This is a genomic window from Cognatishimia sp. F0-27 (assembly GCF_020667845.1).
GTDB lineage: Bacteria > Pseudomonadota > Alphaproteobacteria > Rhodobacterales > Rhodobacteraceae > JAFMPQ01.
In genome coordinates, this window is the sequence record NZ_JAFMPQ010000005.1 from 91,267 (window position 1) to 111,145 (window position 19,879).

Annotated in this window: 17 protein-coding genes; 10 read left to right on the forward strand and 7 right to left on the reverse strand. The window is 63.2% G+C overall.

Translation table 11 applies throughout. The features are described from left to right. The first annotated feature begins 88 nt into the window (after positions 1 to 88). Positions 89 to 1,354, forward strand: a complete 1,266-nt coding sequence (locus J1C49_RS04565) for a glutamate-5-semialdehyde dehydrogenase (RefSeq protein WP_227444624.1) — start codon at positions 89 to 91, stop codon at positions 1,352 to 1,354. Between the two features lie 88 nt (positions 1,355 to 1,442). On the opposite strand, the gene J1C49_RS04570 is transcribed toward J1C49_RS04565, so the two are convergent. Next, positions 1,443 to 2,057 (reverse strand): histidine phosphotransferase family protein, encoded by a 615-nt coding sequence (locus tag J1C49_RS04570; protein WP_227444625.1) that lies wholly within the window; start codon positions 2,055 to 2,057, stop codon positions 1,443 to 1,445. A 23-nt stretch (positions 2,058 to 2,080) separates the two neighbouring features. Between J1C49_RS04570 and J1C49_RS04575 the strand changes: the two genes are divergently transcribed. The 3 genes from J1C49_RS04575 (at position 2,081) to J1C49_RS04585 (ending at position 4,256) form a co-directional block, all read left to right on the forward strand. Beyond that, positions 2,081 to 2,263, forward strand: a complete 183-nt coding sequence (locus J1C49_RS04575) for a DUF3553 domain-containing protein (protein WP_227444626.1) — start codon at positions 2,081 to 2,083, stop codon at positions 2,261 to 2,263. A gap of 416 nt (positions 2,264 to 2,679) precedes the next feature. Next, a complete protein-coding gene (locus tag J1C49_RS04580; RefSeq protein ID WP_227444627.1) occupies positions 2,680 to 3,435 on the forward strand; it encodes a GNAT family N-acyltransferase in 756 nt (251 codons plus the stop codon). After that, the gene (locus J1C49_RS04585; RefSeq protein ID WP_227444628.1) at positions 3,432 to 4,256 is read left to right on the forward strand and encodes a 1-acyl-sn-glycerol-3-phosphate acyltransferase; all 825 of its coding nucleotides are present in this window, start codon (positions 3,432 to 3,434) and stop codon (positions 4,254 to 4,256) included. The genes J1C49_RS04580 and J1C49_RS04585 overlap by 4 nt, the downstream gene beginning before the upstream one ends. Positions 4,257 to 4,277: 21 nt before the next feature. Here the strand turns inward: J1C49_RS04585 and J1C49_RS04590 are convergent, their stop codons facing one another. After that, positions 4,278 to 4,904: a thiamine phosphate synthase gene (locus tag J1C49_RS04590; protein ID WP_227444629.1), complete on the reverse strand. Its 627-nt coding sequence runs from the start codon at positions 4,902 to 4,904 to the stop codon at positions 4,278 to 4,280. Positions 4,905 to 5,100: 196 nt separating this feature from the next. On the opposite strand from J1C49_RS04590, the gene J1C49_RS04595 reads away from it, so the two are divergent. Then, positions 5,101 to 5,859, forward strand: coding sequence for an RNA methyltransferase (locus tag J1C49_RS04595; RefSeq protein ID WP_227444630.1), 759 nt, complete (start codon positions 5,101 to 5,103; stop codon positions 5,857 to 5,859). 147 nt (positions 5,860 to 6,006) lie between these two features. On the opposite strand, the gene J1C49_RS04600 is transcribed toward J1C49_RS04595, so the two are convergent. After that, complete coding sequence (locus J1C49_RS04600; RefSeq protein WP_227444631.1) at positions 6,007 to 6,306, reverse strand: SH3 domain-containing protein; 300 nt, start codon at positions 6,304 to 6,306, stop codon at positions 6,007 to 6,009. Positions 6,307 to 6,731: 425 nt separating this feature from the next. On the opposite strand from J1C49_RS04600, the gene ctaA reads away from it, so the two are divergent. Continuing rightward, complete coding sequence (gene ctaA, locus J1C49_RS04605) at positions 6,732 to 7,871, forward strand: heme A synthase (RefSeq protein WP_227444632.1); 1,140 nt, start codon at positions 6,732 to 6,734, stop codon at positions 7,869 to 7,871. 3 nt (positions 7,872 to 7,874) lie between these two features. Continuing rightward, positions 7,875 to 9,353, forward strand: a complete 1,479-nt coding sequence (locus J1C49_RS04610; protein WP_227444633.1) for a carboxypeptidase M32 — start codon at positions 7,875 to 7,877, stop codon at positions 9,351 to 9,353. A gap of 105 nt (positions 9,354 to 9,458) precedes the next feature. Here J1C49_RS04610 and J1C49_RS04615 read toward each other — a convergent pair whose 3' ends face one another. Both J1C49_RS04615 and gyrA read right to left on the reverse strand, forming a co-directional pair. Then, the gene (locus tag J1C49_RS04615; RefSeq protein WP_227444634.1) at positions 9,459 to 9,869 is read right to left on the reverse strand and encodes a DoxX family protein; all 411 of its coding nucleotides are present in this window, start codon (positions 9,867 to 9,869) and stop codon (positions 9,459 to 9,461) included. Between the two features lie 299 nt (positions 9,870 to 10,168). Next, the gene (gene gyrA / locus J1C49_RS04620; protein WP_227444635.1) at positions 10,169 to 12,955 is read right to left on the reverse strand and encodes a DNA gyrase subunit A; all 2,787 of its coding nucleotides are present in this window, start codon (positions 12,953 to 12,955) and stop codon (positions 10,169 to 10,171) included. Positions 12,956 to 13,150: 195 nt separating this feature from the next. Here gyrA and J1C49_RS04625 point away from each other — a divergent pair, with 195 nt between their 5' ends. After that, positions 13,151 to 13,438: an usg protein gene (locus J1C49_RS04625; protein WP_227444636.1), complete on the forward strand. Its 288-nt coding sequence runs from the start codon at positions 13,151 to 13,153 to the stop codon at positions 13,436 to 13,438. 142 nt (positions 13,439 to 13,580) lie between these two features. Here the strand turns inward: J1C49_RS04625 and J1C49_RS04630 are convergent, their stop codons facing one another. Beyond that, the gene (locus J1C49_RS04630) at positions 13,581 to 14,135 is read right to left on the reverse strand and encodes a YSC84-related protein (RefSeq protein ID WP_227444637.1); all 555 of its coding nucleotides are present in this window, start codon (positions 14,133 to 14,135) and stop codon (positions 13,581 to 13,583) included. A 357-nt stretch (positions 14,136 to 14,492) separates the two neighbouring features. Then, entirely contained in the window at positions 14,493 to 15,491 is a 999-nt protein-coding gene (gene hemB / locus J1C49_RS04635) for a porphobilinogen synthase (RefSeq protein WP_227444638.1), read from the reverse strand. 206 nt (positions 15,492 to 15,697) lie between these two features. On the opposite strand from hemB, the gene J1C49_RS04640 reads away from it, so the two are divergent. Both J1C49_RS04640 and mfd read left to right on the forward strand, forming a co-directional pair. Further along, the gene (locus J1C49_RS04640; RefSeq protein WP_227444639.1) at positions 15,698 to 16,219 is read left to right on the forward strand and encodes a component of SufBCD complex; all 522 of its coding nucleotides are present in this window, start codon (positions 15,698 to 15,700) and stop codon (positions 16,217 to 16,219) included. 65 nt (positions 16,220 to 16,284) lie between these two features. Beyond that, a complete protein-coding gene (gene mfd / locus J1C49_RS04645) occupies positions 16,285 to 19,767 on the forward strand; it encodes a transcription-repair coupling factor (protein WP_227444640.1) in 3,483 nt (1,160 codons plus the stop codon). Positions 19,768 to 19,879: the final 112 nt, after the last annotated feature.

The following is a 19,879-nucleotide window of genomic DNA, read 5'->3' on the forward strand; positions in this document are numbered from 1 at the left end:
GTGCGGCAGCAGGGGTCTTTGGGATGGACCCGGACTGCGAGACTGACTAAATCTAAGCGGGTTCGCCGCCTGCGATGGGAGAGCCACAATGAAAGACCTGACCGACATTCACGCCGTGATGTCCGATATGGGACAGCGCGCGCGTGCCGCAGCTGCGACACTCGCCTTTGCCACCCCGGACGCGCGGCGGCATGCGCTTGAGGCAGCGGCGGATGCCATCGACGCGGAAGTGCCAGCCATTCTCGAAGCGAATGCCAAGGATCTGGCGTTCGGCCGCGACAAGGGGTTGTCGGACGCGATGATGGACCGGCTGATGCTCAACGAGGAGCGGATCGCCGCGATTGCCGCCGGGTTGCGCGCAGTCGCCGCGCAGGACGATCCCGTAGGTGCTGTGATGGCGGAATGGCAACAGCCCTCCGGCCTGCGAATCCAGCGCGTGCGCACGCCGCTCGGTGTCGTCGGGGTGATCTACGAATCCCGTCCCAACGTGACGGCGGATGCGGGGGCGCTGTGTCTCAAGGCGGGCAACGCCGTCATCTTGCGGGGCGGCTCCGAAAGCTTCCATTCTTCCGGTGCGATTCATGCGTGCTTGCTTGACGGTCTGCGCGCAGCGGGGCTTCCCGAAGACGCAATCCAGCGCGTGCCGACGCGCGATCGGGCCGCGGTGTCTGAGATGCTGACGATGACCGAGTCCATCGACGTGATCGTGCCGCGCGGGGGCAAGGGGCTTGTCGGCCTGGTGCAGCGCGAAGCCCGCGTGCCGGTGTTTGCCCATCTCGAAGGCATCGTGCATGTCTATCTCGACGCGTCCGCGGATCCGCTCAAGGCGCTCAAGGTTGTGGTGAACGCCAAGACCCGCAGGACCGGGATTTGCGGCGCGGCGGAATGCCTGCTGATCCATCGGGATGCGGTCGAGACTGTCGGGCAGGGCGTGATCCGCGCTCTGATCGACGCCGGCGTGCAGGTTCGCGGCGATGACGCGCTGCAATCGATCGCGGGCGTCGTGCCGGCGAGCGCAGACGACTGGGGACATGAATTTCTCGACATGATCATCGCCGCGCGGACGGTGGACAGCATCGATGAGGCCATTGAGCACATCCGCGTCCACGGCTCGAACCATACCGATTGTATCATTGCAGAGGACGCGGACGCCGTTCAGCGGTTTTTCGAACAACTCGACAGCGCAATCCTGATGCACAACGCCTCGACGCAGTTTGCCGATGGCGGAGAGTTTGGCATGGGCGCGGAAATCGGTATTGCGACGGGCAAGATGCATGCCCGTGGCCCGGTTGGCGCGGAGCAATTGACCAGCTTCAAATACCTGGTCCGTGGCGACGGCACGATCCGCCCCTGAGACCGCGAGGGCCCGGGCCCGTCCGCGTGTGGCACCGGCTTGTCTGGCCCGGGGCGCCGGATGTCCGGCGGACCGGCACGCCAAGCGGTCACGCGCCGCTATTCATCCGGATTTGGATCGTGGCCTCGTCCGTGCGGGTCGCAAGCGTGACACCCCGTTGCAGAGCGAGATCGGCCAGAAGGACGAATTGCACACGGTCCGGCGTGATCGGGGTGTCCTTGCCATGGCCAGCCAGCCGCGCCCAGGTGCTTTCGTCAATGGCGATGCGGGGCCCCTGTGCGCGGATCGTCCAGTCATCGCCAGACCGTGTGACGGTGATTTCCCCGCCCTGGGGCAGTGCGGTTTCGCAGCAGAGGTGGGCGAGGAAGGCCAGTTGCACCTGACCGCGTGGCAAATCACCGTCGACCTGCCATATTCCGCGCATCCTGGCGCCCTTGGAAACGCCGGCCAGGGTGCTGGCAATGTCGCGGGCGCTCATTATCTGGTTCTCCGAAGCGGACCCGAAGGCGACACGGAAAAACCGAATGCGGGCCGTCGCGCTTTCGCAGCTTTCGCGGATCAGCGTCATCTCTGGCGCATTCGCATCGCCGCCCGCAAGCGACAGCAGCTCCAATCCGTTCTGGATTGCGCCGATCGGGCTGATAAGGTCGTGACACAGCCGTGATCCGACAAGTGACGCCAGCGACGCATTTGGGTCAGTCATGTAACCTCCGAAAGGAATGAGAAATGGATGAACTCAACGCGTTGTTGGAGCCGGGCATGCTGGTCCAGCATCCCGACAGACCCGATTGGGGCACCGGCCAAGTGCAATCCAATATTGGCGGGCGGATCACGGTGAATTTCCGCGAAGAAGGCAAAGTGGTCGTTGATGGGTCACGGGTCAGTCTAATTCCGATTTTTGATCCTTAGAAGTGTGAACCCGAAGGGCACGTCCGATGCCGACGCGAGGGAGCGTGACACCGCCGGGACCTGCTTCGGGAGTGTATCGCGGCCTTGCCGGGCATGAAAGCCGCGTTCGCGCGGCGACCCCGTGATGCACCGGTACAACGCGGGTGCGATTGAGGCGTGGCGTGCGCCGAGCGGTGACACCTGTCATATCTCCAAAACGGTCTGCAGGACTGTTAACAAATTACGCCGAATTGCTTAATGAATGCTTAAACCCTGAGGGCAGAGAGGCCGATTGGCGGCTTTGCCCTGTGAAGGCGCCCTGCGCCAGAGAACCGTTGAATTTGGAAGGCGCGATCCGTATGTCCTGCGCGACAGACGCGGCCACGCGTCATGCAGGTCGGCGCAAGTCTGCCCGACCCAAAAGCAGGACCCTGCGTGTGAGACCGACAGACACGGGCATAACGGTTCGACTGGCGCAGAGCGCCGACGAGATCGTCGCGGCGCAACGCCTGCGCTATGATGTTTTTGTTCGGGAACTCGGTGGCGACGGCCCGCTTGTGGATCACGCCGCCGGGTTGGAACGCGACGCTTTTGACCCCCATGTGGACCATCTTCTTGCCATTGACCGCAACACCGATGCCGTGGTCGGTGTCTATCGTCTCCTGACGGATCAGGGCGCGCGGGATGCCGGTCGATTTTACTCCGAAAGCGAGTTCGACCTTTCTCCCTTGCGCGCCAGCGGACGTCGGTTGCTGGAACTGGGGCGATCCTGCTTGCACAAAGACTACCGCGGCGGCATGGCGTTGCTGGCGCTCTGGCAGGGGGTCGCGCGTTACGTGCAGGCGCGCGAGATCGAGCTCCTTTTCGGCGTGGCGAGTTTTCACGGCACAGCGCTTGCGGCGATCCGCGAACCGCTGTCGCTGCTGCATCATCGTCACCTCGCGCCGGAACCCTTGCGGGTCGTCTCACGCGATCAACCGGCGCTCGACATTCTGCCAGAGGATCGGATCGACCGCCGCCGCGCCATGCTCGGCGTGCCGCCCCTGATCAAGGCTTACCTGCGGCTTGGCGGCTTTGTGGGGCAGGGCGTGTATGTCGATCATGCGTTCAACACGATCGATGTCTGTCTGATCGTCGACACCGCGCGCCTGTCAGAGCAACAAAAGACGCATTTGGCGCGGGAGCGCGTATGAGTTGGGTGCCACCTCCGGAGCCAGAGAGGCGCGCGTTGAGCGCCGCTGACTGGATGCGCGTGGCGTTGCGCGCTCCCGCGATGGCCTTTGTGGTGTTTGGCGGATTGGCCCTGTTGTTGCTGTTGCGCCTGTTTGAGCGCCCTCTGGCCGGGATGACGCGGCCGGTGACGCCCCATATCACCGTTGCGGTGTGTCGCTTGTCCCTGCGCATCATGGGGCTTGTGGTCGTTCAACGCGGGCGGCTGATGACAGGGCGCGGTGCGCTTGTGGCAAACCATGCGTCATGGCTGGATATCTTCGTTCTCAACAGCCGTAAGACCCTGTATTTCGTTTCGAAATCAGAGGTTGCGTCCTGGCCGGGGATCGGTTGGCTGGCGCGGGCCACGGGGACGGTCTTCATTCGGCGCGATCGCCGGCAAGCGCGGGAACAGGCGAAACTGTTCGAAGACCGCCTGATATACGGTCACAGGCTGCTGTTTTTTCCCGAAGGCACCTCGACGGATGGATTGCGGGTCTTGCCTTTCAAGACAACGCTTTTCGCGGCTTTCTTTTCCGACCGGTTGCAGCACGAAATCAGTTTGCAGGCCGTGTCGGTCGTCTATTTCGCGCCGCAGGGGCAGCCTGCCGACTTCTATGGATGGTGGGGTGACATGAGTTTTGCGCCATCCCTTGTCGACGTGCTGGCGCAGCGCCGGCAGGGCCGGGTGGAACTCATCTACCATGACCCGCAGCGGGTCGACGATTTCCCCAACCGCAAAACCCTTGCGGCAAAACTCGAAGAGCAGGTGCGTTCCGGCTTCGACGCTGCACGCCACAATTGAGCGCGCTTGCGCGTATTGGGCTCAGCCCGCGGACTGCATGGCTGCCCGGATCTGCGCGAGCGCTGCGACCGGGTCGTCTTGTGCCCAGATTTCCTCTCCGATGGCAAAGAAGTCGGTCACCGGGGTAAGCCGCGTCACGGTTTCCGCGTCCAACCCGCCCTCGGCCACGATCGGTATCTCGATCATCTCGGACCACCAAGCAAAGAGCTCTTGCCCGGCGACCGTGCCATCGCCAAGATTGCCGCTGACAGGCCCGAAAGCCACGTAATCGGCGCCTGCCTCGCCCGCATTCATGCCGTCATGGCGGCTTTGGCCACAAAAGGCGCCCACAATCGCGTCGTCTCCGAGCGCCTTGCGCGCCGCACGGACCGACCGCGCACCATCGGTCAGATGCACACCGTCCAGCCCAAGCCGCTCCGCAAGCACCACATGCGTGTCGATCACCAGCGCGACATCGTGGGCGTGGGCCACCTCGCGCACCGCATCTGCCGCACGCGTCAGCCTGTCTTCGTCGCGCGTGGCAAGGGAGAGACGCAAACACGCCACGTCATGGGCTTTCAAAACCGCGTCGAGCGTGCCGGGAAAACGACCGAGGTCGAACTCCGGAGGGGTGACGAGATAGATCTGCGGGGCGTCAGCGTCGGCCATGGTGCGTCTCCGGGTGATTTCGCGCGTGTTTAGCGCGGGTTTTGCAGCAATGCCAATGGCTTTTCACACGTGCTGGCTGCGAACCCGGTCCGGAAGCCCGCCGCCTTCTTGCAGGGAGCGCAACAGCGGTTGCGCTTTTGTCACGGCTTGGGCAGAAGCGGGCGGCATACCCTGCCAGACCGGAGCTTCTGACCGCATGACACCGTCACCGCCCACCCAGCCAGCATTTGTGCTTGTCCGCCCGCAAATGGGCGAGAATATCGGTGCCGCCGCCCGGGCGATGTGGAATTTCGGCCTGGATCACATGCGCGTGGCCGGGCCACGGGACGGCTGGCCGAATGAAAAGGCGGTTGCCATGGCGTCGGGCGCGGGGCGTCTTCTGGATGAGGCGCGGCTGAGCGCGGATGTGCCCGAGGCCATCGAGGATTGTCACTTTGTGCTGGCGACCACCGCGCGCCCGCGCGATCTGACCAAGACGGTCTACACGCCGGAACAGGCGATGGTCGAAGCGCGTGACCGCATCGCCGCCGGTCAACGGGTCGGCGTTCTGTTCGGCCCGGAGCGCGCGGGGCTGGAAAACGAGGACATTGCCCATGCCAATGCAATCGTGACGGTCGATGTGAACCCGGCGTTCCCGTCTCTGAACCTCGCGCAATGCGTGTTGCTGTGTGCTTACGAATGGCGCCGTGCCACCGAGGCCGCGCCGGCGGTGACCCATGCCATGGCGGGCACGGAGTTTGCCGCGGCGCATGAGGTGGATCACCTTGCCCGTCACTACGAAGAGCGTATGGCGGAAGCCGGGTTCTTCTTTCCCGAACACAAGGCCGCGAGCATGAAGGTCAATCTGCGCAACATGTGGTCGCGCCTGCCATTGACGCGCGCCGATGTGCAGATGCTGCATGGCATGATGCGTCAGATGGTTCGCTGGAAAACACGCGGCAACGACGACGGATGAGCGGGCCGGGCGCGGCGCACCCGGGCGCCGTTTGGATGGTCGCCTGACAAAAAACCGGGCGCCGCTTGGGAGGGGCGCCCGGATAGCCAGGGTTTCGGCCAGGTGGGGATGATCGGGAGGTCACTCAGGGAGACGCGTGCTTGTTCGTCAGTAGCCGTAGCTCTTGTGCTTGGGCTTTGCGTAGCGGCAGGCATGGTTGCTGAGATATTTCGCTGAAACCCAGTAATGATGATGATTGAAGGACACCTTTGCCCAGCCGTGTTTGTGACCGACCACATGCACCTTGGTGCAGGGACTAAACGTGCCGAGCACGTGATAACCGGTGCCCGGGCCGGACCGTGCGTTGAGCGAAATGCCATGCTCGACCCAAGCCTGCGTGGCGGAGGCCGTCGAGGCCCCGAAGAGGGTGCTGGCTGCGATAGCGGCGGAAATGAGAAGCGTTTTCATAGGTTTGGTCCTTTTGAATATGGCTTTGTGAAAGGGCTCCCAGGCCCGTCGGACTGTCTTGAAATCGTGTAGTCAGAATACCGCCTTTGTGTCCCGTCGCGTAGTCGGGAAAGCCTGACCAAGGTATTCCAGACCCCCAAAGGGCGCGCATCCGGTGCGGCATCTGTCCGGATTGCCGGGCTGCGCGCTTTGCACGGTGGAGGTTGGAGACGTCCAATCGGACTTTGGCGCGACGCCGCTTGTGCCGGATCTCATGCGGGGCGTTGCGACCCGCGCCGTTTTTTTGCCCCTGTCGGTTCCGCCGACGCGATCGCCCCGCTCACAGTGGCAGAAGGCCGCGCTTGAAGGGCGTGCACGGCAGGTCTAGGTTCCGCCCAAAGACGACAGGGGGCCGCTTGGCCCAAAGTGCAAGGCAGTTCTTACTCATGGCAGGACAAAGAAAACTCTTTGAAGAGGTCGGCAGCGACAGCAAGGCCAAACCGGTTCCGGCGGGTGGTATGATTGATGCGGGCAAGCGCGGCGCGCGTGGCGCGATCCGCCTGTGGCTGATGATGCTGTTCATGTTGGTGATGGTGATGATCGTCGTGGGCGGGTTGACCCGTCTTACCGACAGTGGCTTGTCGATCACCGAATGGAAACCGCTGACCGGCGCGCTTCCTCCGATGAACGCGGAAGACTGGCAAAGGGAATTCGACTTATATCGCGCCATCCCGGAATACCAGTTGCAGAACCGCGGTATGAGCCTTGCGGAGTTCAAGTTCATCTACTGGTGGGAATGGGGGCACCGACAGCTTGGCCGTTTCATCGGTGTGGTCTGGGCGCTTGGCTTTTTCGGTTTCCTCGTGGCGCGCAAGATCCCGACGGGGTGGACGGGGCGGCTGCTGGGTCTCGGTGTGCTCGGCGGGCTCCAGGGGGCGATTGGCTGGTGGATGGTGGCCTCCGGCCTCGAAGGCGAGATGCTCGATGTCGCGTCCTATCGTCTGGCAACGCATCTTGGCCTGGCTTTTGTCATTCTCGGTCTGATTGCGTGGTATGTCTTTACGCTGGGCCGGGAAGAGCGTGATTTGATACAGGCGCGGCGCAACGCCGACACCGGGCTGTTTGCGTGGTCGTCGGTCCTGCTGTACTTCGCCTTCGCTCAGATCCTGATCGGGGCCTTGGTGGCCGGGATCGATGCTGGCCGGACCTATAACGACTGGCCGCTGATGGCAGGTGGGTTCCTGCCGCCCTATCCCTTCGATATCGATCCCGTCTGGCGGAATTTCTTTGAGAATGCCGGGTTGGTCCAATTCCTTCATCGCATGGCTGGATATGGCCTTTTCCTCTTTGGGATCGCGGTGTGGCTCATCGCGCGTCGCTCCGCCAATCGCGATACACGCTACCGGTTCAATTCCGTGATGGTGGTATTGCTACTTCAGGTTGTGATCGGTATCGTCACGGTTGTTTATATGGCGCCTTGGCATATTGCGATCGTTCATCAGATCGGAGCCATTCTGCTTTGGGTGCTGATCCTTCGGGGGCGGTTTGCAGCCCGCTACCCGGTGCAACAGTCGATAAGAGGATAAGGCGTGCAGGCATTTGAGCAGTTAATGAGTTTTCAGCGCGACACCGAAGCGCTTGGACAAGTCGCCGGTCGACAGGGCTGGGATCAGGAGACCATGATGCCGCGCGGCTCTGCGGAGCAGCGCGGGGAGGAAATGGCAGCGCTGGAGCATGTGCTGCATGAGCGGCGAACGGATGCGCGTGTCGGCGACTGGCTCGGACAGATTGACGATGCGACGCTGAGCGAGACGGACGCCGCGCAGCTGCGCCACATCCGGCGCAGCTTTGGGCGCGCGACGAAGGTTCCCGCACGGCTGGCGGCCGAGATTGCGCGCACCACGAGCCGAGCCCAGGTCACCTGGATCGAGGCGCGCGCCAATGATGACTTTGCGGCTTTTGCGCCGGTTCTCAAGGAGATCGTTGCGCTGCGTCGTGAGGAGGGCGCCGCCCTTGCAGGCAACGGGTCGCTCTATGATGCGTTGCTCGATGACTACGAGACGGGTGGAAAGGCGGCCGATCTCGAAGCGATGTTCACCGCCCTGCGGCCGCGGCTCGTGGCGTTGCGCGAAGCGGTTCTGGAACAGTCTCCCCCGGACCGGATGACGCATTCTTTCGAACCGGAGCTTCAGATGGCGCTGTCGCGGGAGCTTGCGGCGGCCTTTGGCTATGATTTCAGCCGCGGGCGGCTCGACAAGGCGGTGCATCCGTTCAGCTCCGGCTCCGGCGACGATGTGCGGATCACCACGCGCACGGTTGATACCGATCCGTTCAACTGCTTCTACTCGACGATCCATGAGGTCGGTCATGCGACCTACGAACAGAACGTCGACCCGGCGTTTCGATTGACGCCACTTGGCCGCGGGGCGTCGATGGGCGTGCATGAAAGCCAGAGCCGGATCTATGAGAACCAGCTCGGGCGGAGCCGTGCCTTCACCGGCTGGCTCTACAAGCGGATGCGCGACACGTTCGGCGATTTCGGTATCGCGGACGAAGAGGCGTTCTACCGTCAGGTCAATCGCCTGCACAAAGGCTATATCCGCACCGAAGCGGACGAGGTGCAATACAATCTGCACGTGCTTCTGCGCTTCGATCTCGAGCGCAAGATCATTTCCGGTGAGCTGGCGGTGGATGATCTCGAAGAGGCGTGGAACGCCCGGTTCGAGGCCGATTTCGGCTATGCGGTGGACAGGCCCTCGAACGGCGTGTTGCAGGATGTGCATTGGTCGGCGGGAATGTTCGGGTATTTCCCGACCTACACGCTGGGCAATGTCTATGCAGGCTGTCTGCATGAAGCGCTGCGCCGCGATGTGAGCGATCTCGACACACAGCTTTCCCGGGGAAACACGGCCGCCGCGACGGCGTGGCTGCGTGAGGCTGTGCAGCACCATGGCGGGCTTTACCCGCCGCGCGAGGTGATCGAGCGGGCATCCGGGCAGCCGGTGTCCGAAGAACCGCTGCTCACCTATCTCGAAGACAAGTTTCGCGGACTTTACGGGTTGTCCTGAGACAGGCTGGCGCCTTTTGAGGACTTCGTTATCGCTCCAAACAACAAGAGCGCGGCCGCCGGCCGCGCTCTTTCTTTGTTGTTCCGTGAGTGGCTGGAAAAACGATCAGGCGTTTGCGGCCGCAAACCCGCTTCCGCGGCGCGCGTCGAGCGAATAGGCTCCGGCCCCGGAAATGGAGAGCGCGACATAGCCCCCGGCAAGGGCAAGGTTTTTGAGAAGCTGTGTCATCTGCATCTGGTCGGCGGGATCAAAATGATACAGCGCGCCTGATGCAACACAAAATGCGGCAAGCGCCCAAGCGGTCGCACGCGTGAACAGACCCGCGATCAGCATCAGGCCAGCGATGATTTCGAACAGAACAACCGGCCAGGCGAGAGCCGCCGGGATGCCGCCCGTCGCCATGAAGACGCCGAAGCCTTGCACATCGGCCAGCTTGCCGATCCCGGCCATGACAAAAAGCAAACCGAGCAAGACCCGAGCGACAAGCAGCGCGGCGTTGGTGGAAGAGGCAGTCATTATAGCAATCCCCGTGTTTGAGTGATGGCGCTTTATCTGTTGCGGGGGCAGCGGAAGGGAATTGCCGACCAACGCGCAGATTTGGTGCGCAAATGCGCAAAGACAGGCGGCTTGATCCGGAACGCAAGGATGGCTTGTCGCGCCGGCCAGCACAGCATGTGGATGCTCGACACCGCCATGTTCGGTCTGTTCTGAACAAGCGGCCCAAGAACGGCAAACGCCGACCTCTCGGCCGGCGCTTTTTAATCCTGTCTGTCGGGGCAGCGCGGGGCAGGGCACGGCGTTGCCCACCAGAAGGGTCAGCCGTTCTCGGGGGCGCCTGTATCCGCGGCGGGTGGCACGTCGCCCTCTTCCTCGTCGCCCTGATCCGCGATCCAGGCAACGGACACGACTTCTTCTCCCTCGCCGGTGTTGAAGACCTTGACGCCCCCGGCGCTGCGCGAGCGGAAGGAGATCCCGTCGACCGGCACCCGGATGGACTGGCCTTTCGACGTGGCCAACATGATCTGGTCGTCCAGTTCCACCGGGAAGCTGGCGACAATGGCGCCGCCGCGCATGGATTTCTCCCAGGCCGTGACGCCCTGACCGCCGCGGCCGCGCACCGGGTAATCATGGCTCGAACTCAGCTTGCCCAACCCCCCTGCGGTGATGGTCAGGATCAGGTTCTCTGCTGCCGACATCTCCGCGTAGAGCTCGGTCGAGAAGTTGGGATCCGCGATGGCCTCGTCGTCCTCGCCCTCGGCGTCCTCGGTCAGGCCCGCCATCGCGCGGCGCATCTTGAGATAGGCGGTGCGCTGCTCCGGTTCGTATTTCGAATGGCGCACAACCGACATGGAGACCACCTCGGTGCCTTCCGGCAGACGGATGCCGCGCACCCCGGTCGAATTGCGCGAGTTGAACACACGCACATCCGGCACGCGGAAGCGGATCGCCCGCCCGGCATTGGTCACGAGCATGATGTCATCGTCTTCGGAGCAGATCCGCGCGTTGATCAGGCGCATGCCGCTGACATCGGTTTCGGTATCGTCGGGATCGGTTTCGAATTTCATCGCGATCTTGCCGTTCGACTTCACATTGGTGAAATCCGACAGCCTGTTGCGCCGCACAGACCCCTTGTTGGTGGCAAAAACGATCTGGAGGTCGTTCCATTCTTCCTCGGGGCGATCCACCGGCATGATCGCCGCGACGCTCACGCCGGTCGGGATCGGCAGGATGTTGACGATGGCCTTGCCCTTCGATGTGCGCCCGCCAAGCGGCAAGCGCCATGTCTTGAGCTTGTAGGCCATCCCGTCGGTTGTGAAGAACAGAAGCTGGGTATGCGTGTTGGCGACAAAGAGGTTCGTCACCACGTCATCGTCTTTCAGAGACCCGCCCGACAGCCCCTTGCCGCCGCGCCGCTGGGAGCGGAACTCGGTGAGCGCGGTGCGTTTGATATAGCCCCCCGCGGTCACGGTCACGACCATGTCCTCGCGCTCGATCAGATCCTCGTCATCCATGTCACCGGACCAGTCGACGATCTCTGTGCGCCGGGGCACGGCGTGGGCGTCGCGCACCGCCTTGAGCTCGTCTGCGACGATCCCGAGAATGCGTTCGCGGCTGGACAGGATATCGAGATATTCCTTGATCTTGGCGGCCAGCTCTTCGAGCTCGTCGGTGACCTCCTTGACGCCAAGCTGGGTCAGGCGTTGCAACCGCAGCTCGAGGATGGCGCGCGCCTGCGCATCGGACAGGTTGTAGGTCCCATCCTCGTTCGCCTTGTGGGTGGGATCGTCGATCAGCGCGATGTAAGGCAGGATTTCCTTGGCAGGCCACCGCCGGGTCATCAGCTTCTCGCGGGCCTCCGCTGCGTCCCGCGACGCCCGGATCGTGGCCACGACCTCGTCCACATTGCTCACCGCAACCGCAAGGCCACACAGGATGTGGCTGCGCTCGCGCGCCTTGCGCAGGAGGTGGGCGGTGCGGCGCGCGATCACCTCCTCGCGGAAATCGAGGAAGTTCGTCAGGAAGGCGCGCAGAGTGAGCTGCTCGGGCCGCCCCCCGTTCAGGGCCAGCATGTTGCAGGCAAAGGAGGTCTGCATGGGCGTGAAGCGGAAGAGCTGGTTCAGCACCACCTCCGCCGTGGCATCGCGCTTGAGCTCGACCACAACCCGCACGCCGTCACGGTCGCTTTCGTCCTGCACATGGGCGATGCCTTCGATCTTCTTGTCGCGCGCGGCCTCGGCGATGCGCTCGATCATCGTGGCCTTGTTCACCTGATAGGGGATCTCGTCGATCACGATGGCGTAGCGGTCGCGCCGGATCTCTTCCACCCGGGTCTTGGCGCGGATGATCACCGAGCCGCGCCCCTCGATATAGGCCTTGCGCGCGCCCGAGCGGCCGAGGATCACGCCGCCGGTCGGAAAATCCGGGGCGGGGATATAGTCGATCAGCTGCTCTGACGTGAGATCAGGGTCTTCGATCAGGGCCAGTGTCGCGTCGGCCACCTCGCCAAGGTTGTGGGGCGGAATGCGGGTGGCCATGCCCACGGCGATGCCTTCGGCGCCGTTGACCAGCACGTTGGGATAGCGCGCCGGCAGAACCGTCGGTTCGTTGCGTTCGTTGGCGTAGTTCGGAACGAAATCGACCGTGTCTTTCTCGATATCCTCAAGCAGCGCCTCGGCGGCTTTCTGCAAGCGGCTCTCGGTGTAGCGGTAGGCCGCGGGCGGGTCGCCATCCATCGAGCCGAAATTGCCCTGTCCGTCGATCAGCGGCAGGCTCATCGAGAAGTCCTGCGCCATGCGGACCAGCGCGTCATAGACCGCCGAATCTCCGTGCGGGTGATAGCGCCCCATCACGTCGCCAACGGCAGTGGCGCATTTGCGATAGGGCTTTGCCCGGGTCTGGCCGTTTTCCCAAAGCGTATAGAGGATGCGCCGGTGCACAGGTTTTAACCCGTCGCGCAGATCCGGAATGGCCCGGCTCACGATCACGCTCATGGCATAGTCGAGATAGCTGTTTTTCATCTCCTGCGAGATGGAAATCGATGGCCCGGTGGGCACCGGCTTGATTTCGTCTTCGTTTTCAGGGGGTTCTGGCGTATCGCTCACTTTGGGGGCCTGTCTGTTACGCTGCCATATCTAGTTGTGCGGACTGTATCAGCACCAAGCCCTAGAGTGCAATGCCGGGCAGCCAGACAGGTCTTAGCAGCCACGGCAGCTTGCTGCTAACATGCTGTTATTATTGAAATCTCCACAGTTGCTTGCCAGAATTTTCTCACAAGAAAAAACGATGAGGGCCCGAGTATGGCAAAACCCCTTCAAAACACACCCTGCGAAACCGAACTGCTGCTCAAGGGCTACGGTCTGACCACGGCGCAGATGTATTACCGGATGCCGGACTATCCCAATGTTCTCAACACGTTTGTCTGGCAGGACTATGACCGCGCGCCGGATCACGACCGTTTGCTGTCCTTTATCGATTTCTGGAAGGCGGAAATCGATGGGGCGCTGCATTCGGTGGAATTCACCCATCGCACGATGCTTTCCTCCGGAGAATGGCGCAATGTGGTTGGCGAGTTTCGCTATCATTGAGCCCGTCCGGGCCCCGTCGCGGCCCCGTCACCCGCACGAAAAAGCGGCGCCTGTCATGACTGGCGCCGCCTGTTGGATCGTCTTGTCGGATCCGCGCCGGGATCCCGGACAGCGCAGCAGGGCTGCGCCCCGCGTCGCGTGATCAGGGAATGATGCGCGTGTATTTGACGCCCTCAAGCGTCGCGCCAACCCGCAGTCCCGATTGACCGAACACAACCGCGATGACCGGGGCCATGGAGGTGGTCGTTTCCGCTGACAGCCGCTCGCCGCGTTCCGGGGTGGCATATTCCACGTTGGCGCCAGCCGCGTAGCCCGGCGAGCGCCGGAAGTTCAGCAGCGCATCGTCCGTCATGAAAAAAAGCACATGCGAGTATTGCAGGCCGCCAATCTGCAACCCGCCGGAGGCCTTGGTCATGGAATAGTAATCCACCGTCACGCCGCCGACCCGCAAGGCGCCACGCCCGTAGGCCCCGCCGACGCCGAGGCCGGCCTCGGTGACCAGGGGCATCACCAGAATGCCGGTGGATTTTGCGGCGAGATCCTGCGTGGCCGGGTAGTTGGCATAAAGCTGGGAAAGGGTCTGGTCGACACGGGCATCGATGGTCGCCGGCCCGCGGCTCCCGATGCCGTTGCCGCAGGCCGACAAAAGGGGAAGAGCCACAAGGCCCATGGAGAATGTGCGTCGCGAAAGGGTCATGTCACCGCTCGTTATGTTGCCGCGCCCGGGACGCCGGGTGCGCGGAATGCCTCTGATCCGGCCTTTTGGCGGCCGGTTATCCACAGGGATAGCGGAAAAGGAGGGCTTTGTCACCAACTGCACCGATCACAAAGCGGAAAACCGCTTTGGAAAACTGACGGGGTGCTTGCCGGCAAGCTCTGAATTTTCATTTTTGATTACCGGGGCAGAGCCCCGGCGGTTTGAGTATTTCCGGACAGAAGAAACGCACGCGTCTGGATGCCGACCGGGCGGAGGCGGCGAGACGGCAGGGCGATGGTGACTTGCCTGCAGCAGACCCGGCGGAGAGATCCGGCCCAAGCCGCGCGGGCGATTTGCTCAGCCGTTCAGAAGGCGCGCCGCCGCCGGCGCAAAATAGGTCAGAACGCCGTCGCAGCCTGCGCGTTTGAAGGCCATCAGGCTTTCGAGCATCACCTTGTCACCGTCGACCCATCCACGCTCCGCGGCGCCGGCGATCATCGCGTATTCGCCGGACACCTGATAGGCGAAGGTCGGTGCGCCGAAGCTGTCCTTGGCGCGGCGGCAGATGTCGAGATAGGGCATGCCGGGTTTGACCATGACCATATCCGCGCCTTCCCGCAGGTCGCGCTCGATGAGCCGCATGGCTTCATCGGCATTTGCGGGGTTCATCTGGTAGGTCTTCTTGTCGCCCTTGAGCGCGCCGGATGCGCCCACCGCGTCGCGGAAGGGGCCGTAGAACGCGGAGGCGTATTTCGCGGCATAAGACAGGATCGACACGCCCTGGTGGCCTGCTGCTTCTAGCGCGTCGCGCATCGCGCCGATCCGCCCGTCCATCATGTCCGACGGGCCGATGATGTCGGCCCCGGCATCGGCCTGGCTCAGGGTTTGCCTGACCAGCGCCTCGACCGTGCGATCATTCACAATGGCGCCGTCCTCGACAAAGCCGTCATGCCCGTCGATGTTGTAAGGGTCCAGCGCCACATCGGTCATGATGGCGATCTCCGGCACCGCATCCTTGATGGCGCGCGTGGCCCGGTTGCTGAGATTGTCGGGGTTCCAGGCCTCGGCGCAATCCTTGGTTTTCAATGCCGGGTCGGTATAGGGGAAGAGGCAGATCGCGGGGATGCCCAGCGCATGGGCCTCGCGGGCGGCCTCGACGACCTTGTCCACGGATAGCCGGTTGACGCCCGGCATGGAGGGGATTGGCTCGACAACGCCGTCACCGTCGCGCACAAAGACCGGCCAGATGAAATCCGCCGGCGTGACCGTGTTTTCCTGGACAAGCGCCCGCAGGGCAGGTGTCCGCCGGAGACGGCGCAAACGGGTGGCGGGGAAGGGGGCCTGACTGGGGCGCATGGCGGAACCTTTCTGAAGCGGACCGGGGCGCGAAACCGCGCGGGCATGTGTTGCGCAAAGGTATCGGACAGGCTGTCCCGTCTTGTCCAGCCCCCGAAACCGCGCGCCTCGGAGCCGTCCCCCTCTGGGCAAAGCGAATCCGGCGCGCTAGAACGCCGTGAAACCCCGCGCCACTCCGGCGCTTGACCGGCTTTGAGAGGCGTTTCTTGGATATCTACAGCACCGTTTTCGAAGTCATCGACATGCGCTCCTTTTCCAACCTCTGGTTCTGGATCGTGCTGGCGGTGGTCTGGTCAACCGCCAGCCACTGGGTCATGGGGGTGCCGTTCGACATGGTAACCCGGGCCCGCAAGCTGGGCGGGCAGGCAGAGTTGGATCTTCAGGATCTGGTGCGCATCAATACCAACCGGTTGCTGTTCATCGTGGAGGAAACCGGACTCTGGCTCGCCGCGATGGGATCTGCCTTGTTGACCGGCCTTGCGCTGACCGGGTTCGTCTACGGGATCGAACTGGCGCAGGCGGTGTTTCTGCTGGCGTTTCCGATGACGCTGGTCGGGCTTCTCGGGGTCTATTCGTCGCGCCGCATACATGCCGGTGAGAACGCAGGCGCGGCGCTGTTCCGCCGGTTGCGCATCCACCGGGTGATGACCCAGATCATCGGGATGATCTCGATCTTTGTGACCGCTGTCTGGGGCATGTATCAGAACCTCTCGATCGGGGTTTTGTAACGGCCCGTCGCACTTCGCGCGCCGATGCAGTTGACGACACGCGCTGCGCGCGCCATGTGAGCCGCATGGCACACAGAACCACAATCATCGGCGGCGCCCCGGAAGGGTTTGACGCGCGCCTGATCGTCTCCGAAATCGAGAAGGTGCAAGGCCCGGTCGTGCATGTTGCCCGCGATGACAAGCGGCTGGCATCCATGCGCGACGCGCTGGCCTTTTTTGCTCCGGATCTGCCGGTTGTGCATTTTCCGGCATGGGATTGCACGCCGTATGACCGGGTCTCTCCCAATGCGGATATTTCTGCGGCGCGCATGGCGACGCTTGCCGGTCTGGTGCACGGCATGCCAGGGCGGTTCGTGTTGCTCACGACCCTGTCGGCGGCAACGCAGCGGGTGCCGGCGCGGCGCGTGCTGCGCGATGCGGCGTTCACCGCGCGGGTTGGCGATCGCGTCGATGAGGACGCCTTGCGGCAGTTCCTTGCGCGCATGGGCTTTTCCAAGGCACCGACGGTGACGGAGCCGGGGGATTACGCGGTGCGCGGCGGGATCGTCGACATCTTTCCGCCCGGGGATGGCGGGCCGGTGCGGCTCGATTTCTTTGGCGACACGCTGGATGGCGCGCGTCGCTTCGACGCCGCGACCCAGCGCACGACCGAAAAGCTCGATGTGGTCGAGCTTGCGCCGGTGTCGGAGGTGATTCTCGACGAGGCCGCGATTACGCGGTTCCGGCAAAACTACCGGATCGAATTCGGTGCCGCCGGAACCGACGACCCGCTCTATGAGTCGGTGAGTGCCGGCCGGAAGCATCAGGGCATCGAACATTGGCTTCCGTTCTTTCACGAACGTCTCGAAACGCTGTTCGATTACCTGCCTGACGCGCCGGTTCTGATGGATGATCAACTGACCCCCGCACGGCTTGCGCGGTGGGAGAGCATCGAGGATCAATATGGCACCCGCCAGCATGCGCTGAACCAGAAGAAGACCCTGGGCTCCAGCCCCTACAAGCCGGTGCCGCCGGGGTTGCTCTATCTGGACGACGCGGCCTGGGAAGAGGCGCTCGGGGCGCGGAGGCGCGTGCAGTTCCATCCCTTGCCGCAAGCCTCCGGACCCGGGGTGGTTGACGCCGGGGGGCGGATCGGGCGCAACTTCTCGATGGAGCGTCAGCAGGAATCCGTCAGCCTTTTTGCTGCGCTGGCGGACCATATCAAGTCCCGGCTGGACCTCGGGCCGGTGGTGATCGCTTCGTATTCCGAAGGGGCACGGGAGCGCCTGACCGGCCTTATCGAGGATGAAGGGCTGGCCGAAGCCGTGCCGATCACCAATGGCACGCGGATCGGCAAACGGGGTCTGCATCTGGCAGTCTGGGCGCTGGAGCAAGGCTTCGAGGCGCCCATGCCAGAGGGCGACGAGAAGACCCGCCTGACCGTGATCTCGGAGCAGGATGTGCTGGGCGACAGGCTCATACGCCAACCGCGCAAGCGGCGCCGGGCCGAGAACTTCCTCACCGAGACCCAGAGCCTCAGCCCCGGTGATCTGATTGTTCATGTCGATCACGGGATCGGGCGCTTTATCGGTATGGAGGTGATCACGGCGGCCGGCGCGGCGCATGAATGCATCACGCTCGAATATGCCGAGAACGCCAAGCTCTACCTGCCGGTCGAGAATATCGAGTTGCTCTCGAAATACGGTCACGAAGAGGGGCTGCTGGATCGGCTCGGCGGTGGCGCGTGGCAGGCCAAGAAGGCGCGGCTCAAGGAGCGCATCCGTGAGATGGCGGACCGGCTCATCCGGATCGCTGCCGAGCGTGCTCTGCGCAAGGCTCCGGTCATGGATCCGCCGGCGGGTGCGATGGAGAGTTTTGCCGCGCGCTTCCCCTATCAGGAAACGGATGACCAGATGAATGCCATCGAAGACGTGATGGACGACATGCATTCCGGGCAGCCGATGGACCGTCTGATCTGTGGCGATGTCGGCTTCGGCAAGACCGAGGTGGCCATGCGCGCGGCGTTCGTGGCGGCCATGTCCGGCGTGCAGGTGGCGGTGATTGCGCCAACGACGCTTCTGGCGCGCCAGCATTACAACAGTTTTGCCGAACGGTTCCGGGGCTTTCCGCTTCAGGTCTCGCCGCTGTCGCGGTTTGTTTCGGCCAAGCAGGCGGCGCTTACCCGCGAGGGTATCTCGAAGGGCACCGTGGACATTGCCGTTGGCACCCACGCGCTTCTGGCCAAGGGCATCCGCTTCAACAATCTGGGCCTGCTGATCATCGACGAGGAGCAGCATTTCGGCGTGCAACACAAGGAGCGGCTGAAGCAACTGCGCTCTGACATTCATGTGCTCACGCTGACAGCGACGCCGATCCCGCGCACGCTGCAACTCAGTCTGACAGGGGTGCGCGACTTGTCGATCATCGGCACGCCGCCGGTGGACCGTCTGTCGATCCGCACCTATGTGTCGGAGTTCGATCCGGTGACGATCCGCGAAGCGCTGCTGCGCGAGCATTATCGCGGCGGGCAGTCGTTTTACGTGGTGCCGCGGATTGCGGATCTTCCGGAGATCGAGGAGTTCCTGCGCGAACAGATGCCCGAGATCACCTATGTGGTGGCTCATGGCCAGATGGCCGCGGGCGAGCTCGATGAGCGTATGAACGCCTTTTACGATGGGAAATACGACGTTCTTCTGGCGACGACCATCGTGGAATCCGGGCTCGATATCCCGACGGCCAACACCATGGTCGTGCATCGCGCCGACATGTTCGGCCTGTCGCAGCTTTACCAGATCCGGGGTCGGGTCGGGCGGTCCAAGACACGCGCCTATTGCTACCTGACCACCAAGCCGCGCGCGAAACTGACCGCGACGGCGGAAAAACGGCTGCGGGTGCTGGGAAGCATCGACACGCTGGGCGCAGGGTTTTCCCTTGCCTCCCAAGACCTCGATATTCGCGGGGCGGGCAATCTTCTGGGCGAGGAACAATCCGGCCAGATGCGCGACGTGGGTTACGAACTGTATCAGTCGATGCTGGAAGAGGCGATCGCCAAGATCAAGTCCGGCGAATTGCAGGGGCTTGACGCCGGCGATGACCAATGGGCGCCGCAGATCAATCTTGGCGTGCCGGTGTTGATCCCGGAAGACTACGTGCCCGATCTGGATGTGCGCCTTGGGCTCTACCGGCGGCTTTCCGGCCTGACCAAGAAGGTCGAGCTGGAGGGGTTTGCCGCGGAGCTGATTGACCGGTTCGGAAAATTACCCAAGGAGGTCAATACCTTGCTTTTGGTGGTGCGGATCAAGGCCATGTGCAAGCGTGCCGGGATCGCCAAGCTGGATGCGGGTCCGAAAGGGGCCACGATCCAGTTCCACAATGACAAGTTCGCAAAGCCCGAGGGGCTTGTGAGTTTCATCAAGGCCCAGAAGGGGTTGGCCAAGGTCAAGGACAACAAGATCGTGGTGCGCCGGGACTGGTCGTCGGATGCCGACAAGATCAAGGGCGCCTTTGCCATTGCGCGCGATCTGGCCGAGGCGGCGGGCACGATCCGGATCCGGAAAGAGAGCGCCTGAGCCGCGCAGGTGGGAATTTGTCGGGGGCGCTGCCCCCGTCTTCGCAGGCGAAGACTCCCCCGGGATATTTCAGGCCCAAAGAAACCGGGGCGCGCGGCGGGCGGGCGCGGGA